Source organism: Thalassolituus sp. UBA2009 (assembly GCF_002335285.1).
Classification (GTDB): Bacteria; Pseudomonadota; Gammaproteobacteria; order Pseudomonadales; family Oceanobacteraceae; genus Venatoribacter; species Venatoribacter alkanivorans.
Genome location: NZ_DDCJ01000103.1, coordinates 21,574 through 37,986 on the forward strand (window position 1 = coordinate 21,574; position 16,413 = coordinate 37,986).

Genomic DNA, 16,413 nt, shown 5'->3' on the forward strand with positions numbered 1-16,413 from the left:
ACCATAATAAATGCCGTCTCAGCCTGCTCGGTCAGAGCTAACATAGCAGCCTCGACCTGTCGCGCGGTTTGCTGATCCAGATTACCGGTTGGTTCATCCAGCAACACCAGTCGTGGACGATTCACCAAAGCCCGGGCAATCGCCGTACGCTGACGCTCACCACCGGACAGCTCCGCCGGTTTATGATCAACACGATGTTCAAGCCCCAGCTGCGCCAGGCACTCACGCGCCCGGGCGGCCGCGGCCTTACGTGCAACACCGGCCAGCAACTGCGGCATCATCACATTTTCCAGCGCCGAAAATTCCGGCAATAAATGATGAAACTGATAAACGAATCCAATTTCCTGATTACGCAGGCGGGTACGCTGCGCATCACTCAATTTGGTCAATGGCTGGCCACCAATAATGACGGCACCGGCATCGACCGTGTCCAGTCCGCCAAGCGCATTCAGTAATGTGGTTTTACCGGAACCCGAGGCACCGACAATGGCGACCGACTCCCCTGCTTTGATCTTTAAATCCACATCCTGCCAGACTGTTACCGCCTGTGGTCCGGATGTGTAGGTTTTACGCAGGCCCGTAGCCTCAAGCACCCAGGACTCACTCATAGCGTAATGCCTCCGCAGGCTGAACACGCGATGCGCGATACGATGGATACAGCGTCGCCAGGAAACTCAGCAACAAGGAAGCACTGGTTACAATCACCACATCACTCCATAACAACTGTGACGGTAAATATGAAATAAAATACACGTCGGCACTTAAAATCTGGAAACCAAAAGTCTGCTCAACCCAGGCAACAATCTCGGAAATACTTAACGCTCCCAACACGCCCAGTATCGTGCCAAGGACAACGCCGACCAGACCAATAGACAGACCCTGCACCATAAAAATACCCATCACGGTCGATGGCCGTGCGCCCATGGTACGTAAAATCGCAATATCGGCTTGTTTATCGGTTACGACCATAACCAGCGTTGAAATAATGTTAAAGGCAGCCACCGCAACGATAATCAGCAACAGCAGGCCAATCATGGTTTTCTCAAGCTTAATCGCCTGAAATAAATTGCCGTGGGTACGGGTCCAGTCGCTGCCGGTGTAATAACCATCCAGCGTATTGACCATGCGCCAGATACCAGCCGGCGCATCGAATAAATTACTGAATTTAACCCGTAAAGCCTGAGCCTGAGCATTGATGCGCCCAAGCTTGCGCGCATCCTCCAGATTCACGACGGCAAGATTGGCATCCAGCTCAGCCCCTACCGAAAAAATACCCACCACCGTTAAACGTTTAATGCGTGGCAATACCCCGGCCGGTGACAGAGTTGCTTCCGGCAGCATCAAAGTAATTTTATCGCCCACCACAACATTCAGATGTTGCGCCAGCAAACTGCCCAGCAGCACACCAAAACTGCCGGGCTGTAAATCGTCCAGCTGACCATCAATGACATGCTGCGGCAAAATCGAAACCCGCGCCTCTGCCGCGGGTTCAATCCCGGTAACCATTACCCCCTGAACACGACCGCCATAACCCAGCATGCCCTGCAGACGGGTTAAAGGTGCGGCAGCCACGACACCCGGCTGCTGTTCAACCTGTTCAGCCAGCACCTGCCAATCGTTAATACCACCGCGTTCATACAACACGCCATGGGGCACCATTCCGAGAATCCGCTCGCGTAATTCGCGATCAAAGCCATTCATCACCGACAGCACCAGAATCAGGACTGCCACACCCAGTGTCATACCAACCATCGAAGATGCTGAAATAAAAGAAATAAAATGATTTCGTCGCTTAGCTGCCAGATAACGCAGGCCTATCCATAAAGGCAGAGAGGATTCTGAAATGTTCATTGTGACCTTAATCAAACAGAGAGAACGGGGTGGACAACAATCCGGACGCAATAGTGCCCGACAATGCCGGATTTAGCGACACCCGTGCACGGAAAAGCTGCGGATTGTATAGAGACGATGCCTCTTCAATCACAAAAATATGCGGCATTCCGGGCCATCAGTTCCACCACAGACGCCGCACAGAGAACCAGAGGCAAACTTGACGTAAAGAACCTTGTCCTTTTATCGCCCTGCTCTAGGATAAAGAAAAACTAACCGGACACACCGCCATGAACCGTTCCTTTCTTTCCGCGTTGCTGCCTCTGTCACTCATACTGCCGGCCAGCATACTTATCAGCGCGTCCGTTCAGGCCGAAATCACAGAAATTCCGCCCGAAGAAATGACCGAAGCCTACATTAAAGACACCACGGTCATTGTCCGCCGGCAGCCCGCCGCCCAGAAAGCGGAAAACGGTCAGGGGGACGCCTCCCTGCGGGTGTCACCACTGGATAAGCCCTACAGCGAAAGTGATCAGTTAAATGGCGGAACAGAAGTCCCCTCCCAAATTGCTGATCAATATTTGTCAGAGCAGCGGGACAACGCTCTGCTGAGTCAAAGCACCTACGATTTCCACACTCCGGCACTGGACCCACAACAGGCTCTGCGAGAGGAATACCTGCGTGATGTCCTTGGCCTCGAACCCGGTACGCCGATTGACTACGGTAACCTGCAATTCCCGACCAACATAACTCCCGATGTCACGCCACCGGCCGGCCTGGGATACAACATTGCACCGGGACAGTTTGCTATCAGCATTCCGAACAGCGACAACATCAACGCCCAGACTCACCAAACTCCGGGCGGAGAATACCGGATAGATGTAACTCCTTCAGAAATCATTTTCACGATCAATCTTCCTCAGCAATAAGTCGGACATTGCGGGCCAATATCCCTGAAACGCCTCAGGAAACGGCCCACAAAAATACAAAAACATCAATATAATCAAACGCTTACAACAACATCAGCGTTCCGTAAAGAAAACATACAACTGTGGCCATTTGTCTATAAATGGGGTAGAGTCGGGAAACTATAAGAATAAAAGAGCCAATTGTGTTATGCAGTTCTCTACCTTCTCTGCCGCCGATCTACGCAACACTCCCCGCATCCAACTGCTGGATACTCCCCGCGGGCAGTACAAAGTCGAATTCCAGGCATACAGCCTTCCGGAAAACCTCCATAAAACGCCTGTCGTTTTTCTCGGTGGTGCATTCCAGAGTTTCACCTCATTCAAAAGTGAAGTGGAATTAGTCGTCAGCACACATCCGGTAATTCTGGCCGACTTCCCCTCACAGGGCAGCAACGATCAGCTTGCTCCGGAACTCAGCCTGAATGACTACGCTGACCTGATTGAGTTGTTCTGTCAGGAACAGCAGCTGGATAAAGTTCAGATGCTGGGCATCAGCTATGGCTCGGCCATGGCCACTCTGTTTGCGGCGGCCTACCCGCAGCGGATTGAACGCCTGTTGTTATCGGGCATCACCTGTTTCCGCCGCGAAAGCCTGATCACCCTGCTGGCAGACTCGCTGGAGTTGCTGGCCGCTGGTGATATGAACGCTTTCGCGACCACCGCCGTCTGCAATCTGATCAATCACAATCGTCTGCAGGCAACCGAAGTCAGCCCGACCTATCGCCGTCTTCTGTTCCGTCAGATTGCCCGACTGAACGACAATGAGCGTCAGCGCTACGCACAAAACACGCAACGCTTGCTCGATTTCCCAGGCTTCGAACGTTTCCCTGAATGCCCGACCATGATTGCAACCGGTGAGTTCGATAACTTCACCCTGCCATCAGAAAACGCTGCCGTTGCCCGTCAGTGTGCCAATGCTACTTTCGCCATCATCAAAAACGCTGATCATCTGGCCCAGTTTGAGCGCAAAGAAGCCTCAAGCACCCTGTTCCACAGCTTTATGTGTGGCGAGTCTCTGGAAGGTATAGACGGTACCGAAATATACAATCCGGAAGCCTATGATCTTGCCGACCAGCGTCTGCAAAGCCGCCAACGTCCGCTGGAGCAGCCTTATCGTCTGATCGATGAAGTGAATGGCAAAGAGCACATTGTTCGCATTAACAATATTAACTTTGCTGGCTGCGAACTGGAGCAAACTCATGTGGATCTCAGCCTGTCTGAATCCAGCCGTGGTTTGTATCTGGAAATTCCGGAAACCGGCGCCCGCTTCCATGTGCGTATTATGGAGCGTGAGCGCAAACAGCTGCGCTGCCTGCTGATTCAGCGCGATCTGAAAGAAGCCGATCAGCTGCTCGCCTATCTTGAAGGTCATTTACTGATGATTCGCGATCAGAATGATAATGACCTCAGAGAGCAGCTGGCCTGAAAACCCCTCCTCTGGCACAAAAAAGCCCGGTAATTACCGGGCTTTTTTTATTCGCGTATTTCTTTATTAAATCCGCTTAAAAGGCGGTAAAGAATCCAGTAACAACTTGCCATAGCGATGCGACAACAGCCGCTTATCGAGAATACTGATGCGTCCCCGATCCTCTTCGGTACGGATTAAACGCCCACAGGCCTGCACCAGACGAATAGAAGCCGCAGGCAGGGTTAATTCCATAAAAGGATTGCGTCCACGGCTTTCCATCCATTCGCTGATCGCAGCCTGAATCGGATCATCGGGCACCGCAAACGGAATTTTAACAATCACCACATGGGTGACATATTCGCCCGGTAAGTCGATCCCTTCAGCAAAACTGGCGAGACCAAAAATAATGCTGCCCTCACCATTATCAATCCGCTCTTTATGGCGGCGGACAATTTCTGCTTTCGGTAAAAAGCCCTGACACAGCAGCTGGTCATACCAGTCGTGCAAAAACGTATCACGCGTAGCCTCAAGCTGGGCACGGGAACTGAATAACACCAGCGTTCCCCGGCTCAGGTCGGTATTGTTTTTCAGCCAGTCTTCAATATCCGCCTGAAACTGATCGCTCTTGGGATCAGATGCCAGCGACACCGGTTGCAACTCACCCAGCTTCTGATAATCGAAAGGACTCATAACCCGCTGATAATTTGCCCAGTCGGGCAAACCGCTTTCCCAGCTTAATTTATTAAAGCTGTTCAGCGCCGTCAGGGTTGCCGAGGTAACCACCGCACCATAGCAGCGCCACCAGAGGTTTTTGCGTAACTGATCGGCCACCGCAATAGGCGAGGCACTCAGACGAATATCCCAGCCATCGCCAAACGGGGTTTTCGACAACCAGCGCGCTACCGGCAGAGCACCCTCAGCCTCTTCGGCACAGAGCCAGGACAGCGCTTCGGATAATTGCTCCGCACGGGAAAACATAATACCCATTGGCGCCTGCCAGGCTTCTGCTACGTCGCGGGTAAAATCACCATCTTCTTTCGGATCGAGGGATTTCTGCAGCATGTCATTGAGCTTATCCAGACACAGCAACAGAGGCTGCAACGGTCCTTTTATATTGATCAGCAGCTGACGTAAGTTCTCCGGCATTTTTCCCGATTCAAAGCGCAGCCGGTCCTGATCGCCGATCATATCCATTAGTAATGGCCAGACCAGGCTGATGCTTTGCAGAATATCGCGGATATTCTGCGGTGCCTCCGTTAATGAATGCATGATGCTGTGCGGAATACCGCTGGCTGCAACAAACTGCTCAATGCCTTTTTCTAGCTGCTGCAACCACTGGCGTTGCGCCCGCACGCCGATTTCAAGACGGAAATGATTGAGGGCTTTATCGGCAAGATGATGGCCTTCGTCGAACACATAAATGGTTTTTTCCGGCGCAGGTAACACTGCACCACCACCCAGCGATAAATCAGCCAGCACCAGATCGTGGTTGGCCACAATCACATCCGCATCTTCCATCGCATTACGGGCTTTATAAAAAGCACAGTTCTGGAAATGCGGGCAGCGCCGGTTTGAGCATTCACGGTGTGTGGCGGTTAAATGCGACCATTGTTTGTCTTCGATGGCATCGGTCAGACGGTCGCGGTCACCGTCCCATTTACCGGAGCCATACGATTGCAATAAAGATTCATAAAGCTCCCTGTCCTGCTCTTCCGGCGTTTGCTCAAATAAATCGACCGTGGATAACAATCCGGACAAATGCTGCAATGATTTATCCAGTTTTAACAAACACAGATAACGGCCACGGCCTTTTGCCAGGGCAAAATTAAATGGCAGAGAAATGGTCTTTTTTAAATTCGGCAGATCCTTATCCAGAATCTGCTCCTGCAAGGCGACGGTGGCCGTCGAGATCAGCAGTTTCTTTTCTTTTTCAATCGCCATCGGCAAAGCAGCCAGCAGATACGCCAGTGTTTTACCGGTACCTGTACCCGCTTCCACCACCGCGATGCCATTATCATTATCGCGCTGGCCTTTATCATCTTCATGAATAGCGCCCAGACTTTTGGCAATTTCAGCAATCATTACCCGCTGACCATAACGCGGTTTTAAATCCAGCGCTTTAATGCACTCACGATACAACGCCTGGATGCGTTCTTTGCTTTCACTGCTCAGCATGCTGTCTTTTCTCGCATCAGGGAATGGCCTGCCAGCCTTTGCTGCGGCCAACCTGCAATGGCCAGCCATCAACATCCAGCAGAATACCGCCCGGGGTAATTTCTTTCAGAATAATGCCGGGAGCAATAAGGTCTCCTTCATTCCACTCGCGATTATTCATACTGACCGTACGCTTCTCCGGCACCGGACTGTAAATATGACTGGTGATCATTAACTGCGGAATCCGGCGTAAAGACGCTAACGGAGGTAACGAGCGGGTTTCAACACCAGCGCGCGGCACAGCTTCCCGCTGCGCAGTCTCCCGCAGCTCAGAATCAATGGCTGTTTCCGGTGCCGGAGATGGCGTCGATACCGGCGTCTGTTGCAACGGAACCGGTGTCGCTCCGACGGCCGGCGTTACCGCAGCAACCGGCGGTGCCTGGCGTAAGGTTACTGTCTCAGCGGCCGGGGTTATATCGTCAGCCAGTGCAGTTACCTGCGGTGTATTCTCCACCGGCACCGGTGCGGATTTACCACTTAACAGAGTCAGGCCATACAACAGTCCCGTGATTACCGTAACCAGTGCAACAGACAACAAGATCCGGTTAATACTTCTGAACGGTGTTTCTGCCGCCAGGGATATCGACGTACTGTCCTGCAACGACATTGGCTGGTTCATCTGCCGGGCACGCTCCTGCTCCGATTTTTTCAGGGCATCGAGGATATAAGACATATTAATTATCCCCTCCTGCCAGACCAGGACGGACCTCATCCTGTTCCGCCTGCTGCATAAACAGCAAGGTTTCCGGGCCAATAATTTTATCGGCACTCAACCCATGCTCCGCCTGAAACTGTGCAACCCGGTTGGCCAGCAAAGGATCATAAAACCGCGAGTCAACCTGATTATTCTGTCCTTCCGGACTGATCACCAGCCAGTCTGCCTGCCATTCCATATTCAGCTGACGGCGGATCCAGAGAATCAGATCCGATTTTTGTCCGGGACGAACCAGCTGGCCGCTGTATCCGGCGGGGGGCTGCCACAGTAATAAGGCCTGTCCCGCATACGATGCCGGATTAAGATCAGCACTAAAGCGCTGCCAAACGAATCCTTCTGCCGATTTCATCTGTACCGCAACCGGCACGGACAGGCCCTGCAACCTGAGCCACGGCCAGTCCACCCACAAACACTGTTTACTGCCCTGCAGCTGCTCACAGGTAACAACCTCTGCCGCATTGTCAGACTCTCCGGCCAAACCGGCAGCCGTCAGCAGCGCCAGCGGCGACACCGGGTCTGCCGTCACAGGGGCTCGCCAGTCTGAAATCTGCTCTTTCAAAGCCGGACTGAAAACAAACAGCAAAACCAGCAGGCCAGCCATGGATACGAAGCCTATCAATGCCGACAACCAAGTGAAGGCACTGCGCCGCGGAGCACGATCAAGCCATCCGGCACCATGACCAAGGATTTCTCTTTCAGCGCCTTTAACCAAAGCGACGTCGACCAGCCTGCCGCCACGGGCATAAGCGCCCAATAACGCCCGGTCGGCCAGATTATTAATCAGGCGAGGCACGCCACCACTTACCCGCCACAGCCGCCGTGCGGCGGACGGGCTGAACAGCTGTCCATCCACACCGGCCAGCGCACAGCGATGGCGCAGATAAGCACGGGTTTCTGTAAGGCTGAGATTCTGCAGGTGATAGCGCGCGGTAATACGCTGACTGAGCTGACGCAGATCATGGCGGGCCAACAATTCCCGCAACTCAGGCTGACCAACAAGAATCAGCGTCAGCAGCTTTTCTTTATGGGTTTCCAGATTGGTCAACAGCCGGATTTGTTCCAGCAGCGGCGGCGGCATACTCTGCGCTTCATCAATCACGCAGATTACCCGCTGCCCGGCGGCATACCATTCCAACAGAGCCTTGTTGAGCAAAGCGTACAGCTCACGTAATGATGCATCGGGGTTATAGCTCAGCCCCAACTCATCACACAGACTTTGCAACAGCTCCGTCGCCGACAACTGTGGATTGAACAGATACGCCGTGCGTACTTCAGCGGGTGTCTGAGCAAGAAATGCACGGCACAGCGTGGTTTTACCGGTACCCACTTCACCGGTCAGACAAATCAATCCGCCATGCCCGGTCAGCGCATACTGCAGATGTGCCAGTGCCTCCTGATGCCCGCTCGACGGAAAGAGAAAATCCGGGTCCGGTGCAATGGTGAAAGGGAAACGCTGAAAACCGAAATGTTCAAGATACATCGGAGACTCTGCTGCTCAGGGCGGTGCTTACCGGCAACGTCACGCCGGCTAAAATCCAGCGCGCATCATAGCGGATTTTGCCGCATCCCGCAGTTGAAAGAAGACCGCAGAAATACGGACAGATAAGACAGGCAGCAGTCACAGAGAAACAGAGTCCGCCCCGCTACCAACCCAGCGTTAGCCCCAAACGCAGCTGAATATCCCGTGCATAAGCGGGCCGTACATCATCGCTGACTATTTCCAGCTGGTGCCAGCCTGAACGCCAGTGCACTCCAACCTGATTCGTAGAATGAAGTGACATCCCCATATCACCTAAAGGTGTCGTCCAGTCTTTGGCAAGACTGAAGCGTTGATAGCGATCATGCTGAAAATAGCGCCCCCCCAACTGCCAACTCGTGTCATAAACACCGGTATTCAATGACCAGGGAATATCGGTCACATAAGAAGATTGCCCCGAGCGGCCGGAAGCGGCCCCAGAGCTGTTGCAAACCGCCTGCCCCCCACCACTCAGATTGATGCATCCGGTAGTGAAAGCGGCATCATCGAACTGCCAGCGATTCCATAAATCACTGAAGGCAGCATCCAGCTGCCAGCGCTCCTTTAGCAGGCCACTGAATGAAATATCCATACTGATGCCGGAACCATCACTGACATCTGCCGGATATTCCAGAATTTTGTCCTGATCAAAGTGATAATCGAGCACAGCTGATGCAGTCAACGGATCACCCGCAACAGAAGCCCCCCTGAGAGAACCAAACTGAAAATGACCTACATGGTAATAGGCCAGCGCCGGTGTAATGCTCAGCGCCGGCAACTCAAAACGGTGAGAAAGACGTAAGCCACGCGCCTGCAGACCTTTCACTTCAAGGTCCAACTGACGATCTTTTGCTCCGGGCAGCCCCAGCTCCAACTCGCGGTAAAACTCTGAAGTATCACGATTAAAGGTCAGGTAATAATACCAGCGCGTTTCACGCTCCAACTGCCAGCTTTGATAACGCATGCCAAAACGAAACCGGGCATCGGCATAGGCATAAGTGCCTGGCTGAAAATCGCCATCCCAGCCAGTCGTCATATCGGTCAGAGAAACCGGCTGTGAACTGCCATGAATTTCCAGAAGCGAATACAGCTGCCGATCGGCCGCCTGAGATGAAAAGGAAAAACTGAATGCGGCGGTATATACCGCCGCAGAAAGGAAAGAGTGAACTTTGTTCTTCAACCGCCAAGCACCAGGAACTGACCATCACTGAAACGGACGACATAAATGCCATCACGCTCTTCACGGATAACACCTACTATGGAGTTGCGGTAGGTCAGATAACCGACTGCATTACAGTTGCCGGTCACGATTTCATCCTTACGATTAATAACACCGCAAGGCTGGCCACTGCCATTCAGTTCGTAATCAACACGACTGGCCAGGGTGACACCAATGCTTTCGCCTTTTTCTTCCGAGGTAAAGAGTTTTACACCACCTCGGTAAATAATCAGCCCACCTAATTCAAAGGTAAAATCGCGGATTACGTCAGCATTATTTTCGTCCGGAGCAGAGTTATTACCGACCAGATAAGACAGATACAAACTTTGCGCCCGAACACCGGTTGGCAGTACATCAACCAGATAGTCGTAGTCATAACCTGCTGCAACAGCCAGCTCCCAAACATCCTTACTTGTACGGGTTAATTTAACATCGACAATTGCCAACGGTGCACGCTCAACATCACTCCCCTGCCCTTCGGTCAGTTCATGTGCTGCGCGCAGACTTAAATTATTAATACCCTGAGTAAATACAGCTTCCAGCTTGCCATCAAGCACCACATCGGTACCGGTTATTAATTCATAACTGCCGTTGTTATCAACATCAGGAAACAATGGCCGGTACGCGCCGCGGCTGGGAATAGAAAACAGGCCAAGCAGGTCATCATCCACAAGTTTCTGAATAGTGAGCTCTTCTTCGCTTTCACTTAACTGTGTGCAAACGCTGGTTTCCCGCTCATTAGCATCATTAATAATCACCGAGCATTTACGCAGACCAGGCACACCATCGGTATCGCCGAATACTTCCAGCCGGTTTATACCGTAGCCGGTAATATTGACATCAATATAGTCAGCCTGACGGAAAACCTCTTTATCGTCGATTTTACTGAACAGCACACTCTGATCTTCCATAATCCGGTATTCGAAGAGGTTACTTTCAATAATTCCGGATTCAAAACCACTGCGCACACGGAAGAAATCATCCAGCTCAGGCCATACAGAATCTGAATAATAATTAGCGGCATTAGAGGATGTCGCCGACAGAGTGACCTGAGCCAGATCTTTCAGTTCAACCTCTTTCCCACCTTCTGTAATCGTCCCTTTAGTGTCACTGTTAGCAACCAGCGACAGAGCGACAGACGTCAGGTTGTAATGCAGAGGAGATGCAGGGACCAATACATCATCAACACCAATCAACTTGGCTGAGAAATACAGATTGAATTCCTGATTAACGCCATTAACTGTCACTGGAATTTCAACATCCGGCCATTCCAGGTCATAACCTAAAGGGGGTGTTACAACCGGGTCAGGAGGCGTAGAGAAACCTTCTTCACCACTGTATACAATACGGACACGCGAATAACTTTTAACTTCCTCGCCAGCGTCGTTGGTACCTTTAACTTCTTTAAACTTAATACTGGCAATGGTGTCCAGTGGCCCACTGGTGCCACCTGGCACATTAGGGACAGCAGGATCATCCGCATCGACGATTATTTCGCCCAATAACTGAATATCAAAAGCGTTGTACTTGCCTTCTTTTTCAATTTCCGCACCCAACTCAACCGGCACCATGGTCAGAACAAGACCATCAACAGTAAGTTTTTTATTAGTGCCATCATAGCGGGTATCACCGGCGCAACCGGAGTTAGTGCAAGCAATTAACTCCAGCACCAGATCTTTCAGTGTGCGGGTACCAGTGGCCAATTGCGGAGCAACGCCTTCGTATATGCTGTTCAAGGCGTCATAATAATCTACCGTTTTAGTAACATAAGCCGGATCGATAAAACTGTGTACACAGCTATTATCATCCTGAGCTTCGCCATTATTACAGGTATTCGGATCCTGACCTTTATAGTTAACCAGTCGCTCATTCAGATCAGCCATAAATGCACGGGCATTATTAATACGATCCAGCCAGTTTTTTACCTGGCTTGCAGGAATATCCACCGCGGTCAGTTCATCCGTTTTACTTTCCAGAGCATCCAGGCGCTGATCAAGTACAGCAATAGCAGCTGTCAGCTCTGATGGAACAGAATAATTCTGAGCAGAAATATAGGTTCGGTTCTCCTGAAGAACCGTTCGTGCAGCGCTGAAAATACGATACAGAGAAGTGGTCGAAGACACAGATGATCGCTGATACAACTGCCCCTGATTATGCAGAAATTCATCAACCACATCCGCCAACCAGTCAACCGGATCCTGCCCGGCTTCGAGTGCCAACTGCTGCCCCGCCGCAACAATGGCGCCATAGATAATTGATTCCTGCTTAATTGCTGAAGCCAGACCACTGTCTTTATACAGTTCTGATGGTGCCAGCGGACGCAGCGATACAATATCTGACAAACCGAAAAGCTCATTCAGCCATAAATTGGCGCGTTCAATAGTGAAAGCGGTATAAACACCAGCCCGTGGTACATCCGGGTTGGTACCATCTCCACTGTTATCTATATAACTGGTATATGCCAGTGCACTGGCCAGATGCGTTACCCAATTAATATTGATGCGCATATTATTCTGAGCATTACCGACCGATGAACGCAACTCATATTCCTGCGGTACAGCTTTGGTTGCCCGATAACTCCAGCCACCATAACAGCCATTTACCAGCTCACAACGTTCAACGGTCGCGTCATCGCTCTTCCCACTGACAATCAGGGTAACCGCGCGGCCGATATCATCACTGTCGAGCTTCACCTGATAGTAGGCTGCAGTCGTTGAAGTGGCTTTTGCACCGACATAAACTTCTTGCTGACCATCATCGGTATCAATGACCTCGGTTGCCGTCTGTCCCTGAACATCGATGGACACAGCCTGAATCACAGCACTCTGTACACCACTACTGCCAACGTAACCGTTAACGTATTTGACCGGCTCCGTCTTACGGGTGGTACTGGAACCATTACCGCTGCATGCCGCCAGCAGGCAGACACTCAGCAACAGAGATATGCGGGAAAGAGAGAACATAGTTATTTTTCTTTTGAATGCGAAAGTAAACAGATTGTAACCGCCTCATTGATCAGCAACCAGTCAGCAATACCCTTTTACCCCGCTTTTACATAAAAAAAGCCCGGAATAATCCGGGCTTTTCCTACTCACACAGTCTGAACGATCAGGCAAATGAGATTACTGAGCTGCTTTGAACTTCAGACGGTAAGCGTGCAGCAGTGGCTCAGTGTAACCACTTGGCTGCTCTTTACCTTTGAAGATCAGGTCAGACGCGGCCTGGAAGGCAATGCCATCAAAACCTGGTGCCATGTTGATGTACAGCGGGTCACCTGCGTTCTGACCATCAACAATCGCAGCCATACGCTTCAGGCTGTCTTCAACCTGTTCGCGGGTACAAATGCCGTGCTCCAGCCAGTTGGCAACATGCTGGGAAGAGATACGCAGAGTCGCGCGGTCTTCCATCAGGCCAACGTTGTTGATATCAGGTACTTTGGAACAACCAACGCCCTGATCGATCCAGCGCACAACGTAACCCAGGATGCCCTGGCAGTTGTTATCCAGTTCTTTCTGAATCTGTTCCTGAGTCAGCGCAGCCGCTTCTTCAGCAGTCATCAGAGGGATAGTCAGGATGCCATCAACAGATGCATGCTCACGGCCTTTCAGTTCATTCTGAACAGCAAATACGTCTACTTTGTGGTAGTGCATAGCGTGCAGAGTCGCTGCAGTCGGAGACGGAACCCATGCAGTGTTGGCACCGGCTTTAGGGTGACCGATCTTCTGATCCATCATCATGCCCATCTCATCCGGGATAGGCCACATGCCTTTACCGATCTGAGCACGGCCCTGCAGACCAGTTTCCAGACCAGTGTCCACGTTCCAGTTTTCGTAGGTATTGATCCACAGCTGCTGTTTCATTACAGACTTAGGTACGAAAGCACCGGCCAGCATAGAGGTATGGATTTCGTCACCGGTACGGTCGAGGAAGCCGGTGTTGATGAACACAACACGGTCTTTCGCAGCACGGATACATTCTTTCAGGTTTACTGTAGTGCGACGCTCTTCGTCCATGATGCCCATTTTCATGGTGAAACGTGGCAGACCCAGTGCATCTTCAACGCGACCGAACAGTTCGTTAGCAAAAGCCACTTCTTCAGGACCGTGCATTTTTGGCTTAACGATGTTCACGGAGTCAGCAGTAGAGTTGCGGAATGGCGCATTGCCTTTCAGGTCGTGAATCGCGATCAGCGTGGTGATCATGCCATCCATAATACCTTCAGGGATTTCACTGCCATCAGCCAGCAGAATCGCCGGGTTAGTCATCAGGTGACCAACGTTACGGATGAACAGCATAGAACGACCTTTCAGCTTCACGGTTTCACCGTTCAGGCCAGTGTATTCGCGGTCAGCGTTCATGGTACGGGTAAAGGTCTTGCCACCTTTGGTCACTTCTTCTGCCAAGTCACCTTTCATCAGGCCCAGCCAGTTGCCGTAAGTTACGACTTTATCAGCCGCATCAACCGCAGCAACAGAGTCTTCACAGTCCATGATGGTGGTCAGTGCAGATTCCATCAGGATGTCTTTAACGCCAGCAGCGTCAGTAGAACCAACCGGAGTGGTTGCATCGATCTGAATTTCAAAATGCAGGCCGTTATTCTTCAGCAGAATCGCAACCGGTGCAGCAGCATCACCGTTGTAACCAGCCAGCTGAGCCGCGTTTTTCAGCGTGGTGGTTGAACCGTCTTTCAGGGTAACAACCAGCTTGCCTTCTTCGATCGCGTACTTGGTGCTGTCAACGTGGTCGCCGCTCAGCAGAGGTGCCGCTTCGTTCAGGAAAGCACGGGCATAAGCAATAACCTTGTCGCCACGTACCTTGTTGTAGCCAGTGCCTTTTTCTGCACCGTTTTCTTCAGAAATAACGTTGGTGCCGTACAGCGCATCGTACAGAGAACCCCAACGGGCATTGGCAGCGTTCAGAGCAAAACGCGCATTCATTACCGGTACAACCAGCTGAGGACCAGCCATCTGGCCAATTTCTGGCTCTACATTAGCAGTGCTTGCTTCGAAATCCGCGCCTTCAGGCAGCAGATAACCGATTTCCTGCAGGAATGCTTTGTACTCTGCAGCATTGTGAGGCTGACCTTTGCGTTCAGTATGGTAAGCATCGATTTTCGCCTGCAGATCATCACGCTTGGCCAGCAGCGCTTTGTTCTTCGGAGCCAGTTCGTTCGCCAGAACGTCGAACTCTGCCCAGAATTTCTCTGCATCGATACCAGTACCCGGAATCGCTTTTTCATTTACGAAGTCGTACAGCGCCTGAGCAACCTGCAAGCCACCCTTCTGAACGTATCCAGTCATTGTTAAGCCTCAAAAAAAATTCAATCACAACCGGCTGCTGCCGGTCATTCTGACCACTACTGAACGACTGCGGACAATCGCCAGCCACAAATTAAGACGCGGGAGTATACAGGAACGAACTGGCGACTGCTAACCCGCCTCTGTCATGACCACGCTAAAACCGCAGCAGGGATAAGTAAAATCACTATATAGATAACGGTATAAATACATCTGAACAGCGGTCATCTCCGACCAAGTAACCAAAGCCGGACACCAGCAACTCTGTTATCGTCTGCGTTTTCAGCAAGAACCACGTTTATGGATCAGATAGCCACCACCATTCTCAGCTCCGGCCGCTCGGCGGTGGAGCTGGCCCTGTTTATCCTGCTGCCCATTATGATTGTGATGCTCAGCATCATGCGCTGGCTTGAAGCACGCGGCCTGCTGCAGCGGATTGTCCGCGTGGTCAGCCCGTTGTTACGCCCGTTCGGCCTGACGGGTCTTGGGGTGTTCGCCCTGATTCAGGTGTCCATGGTCAGCTTCGCCGCGCCAATCGCAACACTGGCCATCATGGCACGCAACGGCTCCTCTCCACGCCACATCGCCGCGACCCTGGCCATGGTGCTGGCCCTCGCCCAGGCGAATGTCGTCTTCCCGATGGCCGCCGCCGGGCTGGATATACCAACCACCCTGCTGCTGGCTATTCCTGCCGGTCTGATTGCCGCCGCCGCAACCTACTATGGTTTCGGCCGCAAGCTGAGTGTGGAAGAAAGCGCTCCGCCCTCTGCCGAACTGATGCCAGAGGCCGATCCCGAGCACGGCAAACTGTTGCAGGTCATACGCCGCGCCGGCAGCGACGCCTGGGATATCGCCATGGGCGCACTGCCCTTGCTGGTCGTTGCCCTGGTGGCAGTGAACCTGATCCGCCTGACCGGCGCCATCAGCGAACTCGAAAGCCTGCTGTCTCCTCTGCTCACGGCTATCGGTTTTCCACAGCAAACTCTGCTGCTGGCCATCACCAAATACATCGCCGGCGGCACCGCCATGATGGGTATCGCGATGGAACAGGTGCAGCTCGGATTACTCAGCGCGCAGGACATCAACCTGCTCGCCGGCCTGCTGCTATGTCCGCTCGATGTTGCCGGCGTTGCCATTCTGATTGCCGCAGGCAAGCCTGTCGCCGCCGTTGTCCGCCCAGCCATTTATGGCGCACTGATTGGTATCGCTTTACGCACCGCCGGCCATGTCTGGCTGTTTGCCTGAA

11 protein-coding genes are annotated in these 16,413 nt (G+C 52.1%); 3 read left to right on the forward strand and 8 right to left on the reverse strand.

What is annotated here, in order from left to right:
* Both B3P58_RS13160 and B3P58_RS13165 read right to left on the reverse strand, forming a co-directional pair.
* A partial coding sequence (locus B3P58_RS13160; protein ID WP_286718088.1) for an ABC transporter ATP-binding protein occupies nt 1–608 on the reverse strand: 608 nt, incomplete at its 3' end.
* The gene (locus B3P58_RS13165) at nt 601–1,851 is read right to left on the reverse strand and encodes a lipoprotein-releasing ABC transporter permease subunit (protein ID WP_145468485.1); all 1,251 of its coding nucleotides are present in this window, start codon (nt 1,849–1,851) and stop codon (nt 601–603) included. The genes B3P58_RS13160 and B3P58_RS13165, both read right to left, overlap by 8 nt.
* A 269-nt stretch (nt 1,852–2,120) precedes the next feature.
* Here B3P58_RS13165 and B3P58_RS13170 point away from each other — a divergent pair, with 269 nt between their 5' ends.
* Nucleotides 2,121–2,759: a hypothetical protein gene (locus B3P58_RS13170; RefSeq protein WP_286718091.1), complete on the forward strand. Its 639-nt coding sequence runs from the start codon at nt 2,121–2,123 to the stop codon at nt 2,757–2,759.
* A 187-nt stretch (nt 2,760–2,946) separates the two neighbouring features.
* Complete coding sequence (locus B3P58_RS13175) at nt 2,947–4,224, forward strand: alpha/beta fold hydrolase (RefSeq protein WP_286718094.1); 1,278 nt, start codon at nt 2,947–2,949, stop codon at nt 4,222–4,224.
* Between the two features lie 66 nt (nt 4,225–4,290).
* Here the strand turns inward: B3P58_RS13175 and dinG are convergent, their stop codons facing one another.
* From dinG to B3P58_RS13205, 6 genes are all read right to left on the reverse strand, one after another.
* Entirely contained in the window at nt 4,291–6,381 is a 2,091-nt protein-coding gene (gene dinG, locus B3P58_RS13180; RefSeq protein ID WP_230332304.1) for an ATP-dependent DNA helicase DinG, read from the reverse strand.
* A gap of 16 nt (nt 6,382–6,397) precedes the next feature.
* Nucleotides 6,398–7,093, reverse strand: coding sequence for a general secretion pathway protein GspB (locus B3P58_RS13185; protein WP_286718099.1), 696 nt, complete (start codon nt 7,091–7,093; stop codon nt 6,398–6,400).
* A 1-nt stretch (nt 7,094) separates the two neighbouring features.
* Nucleotides 7,095–8,615 carry an ExeA family protein gene (locus B3P58_RS13190; RefSeq protein ID WP_286718101.1) on the reverse strand — a complete coding sequence of 507 codons (1,521 nt, stop codon included), beginning with the start codon at nt 8,613–8,615 and terminating at the stop codon, nt 7,095–7,097.
* A 163-nt stretch (nt 8,616–8,778) separates the two neighbouring features.
* Entirely contained in the window at nt 8,779–9,687 is a 909-nt protein-coding gene (locus tag B3P58_RS13195; protein WP_286718104.1) for a hypothetical protein, read from the reverse strand.
* A gap of 140 nt (nt 9,688–9,827) precedes the next feature.
* Nucleotides 9,828–12,833, reverse strand: a complete 3,006-nt coding sequence (locus B3P58_RS13200) for a hypothetical protein (RefSeq protein ID WP_286718106.1) — start codon at nt 12,831–12,833, stop codon at nt 9,828–9,830.
* A 159-nt stretch (nt 12,834–12,992) separates the two neighbouring features.
* Nucleotides 12,993–15,170 carry a malate synthase G gene (locus B3P58_RS13205; RefSeq protein ID WP_145468469.1) on the reverse strand — a complete coding sequence of 726 codons (2,178 nt, stop codon included), beginning with the start codon at nt 15,168–15,170 and terminating at the stop codon, nt 12,993–12,995.
* A 297-nt stretch (nt 15,171–15,467) separates the two neighbouring features.
* Between B3P58_RS13205 and B3P58_RS13210 the strand changes: the two genes are divergently transcribed.
* The gene (locus B3P58_RS13210) at nt 15,468–16,412 is read left to right on the forward strand and encodes a nucleoside recognition family protein (RefSeq protein ID WP_286718109.1); all 945 of its coding nucleotides are present in this window, start codon (nt 15,468–15,470) and stop codon (nt 16,410–16,412) included.
* Nucleotide 16,413: the final 1 nt, after the last annotated feature.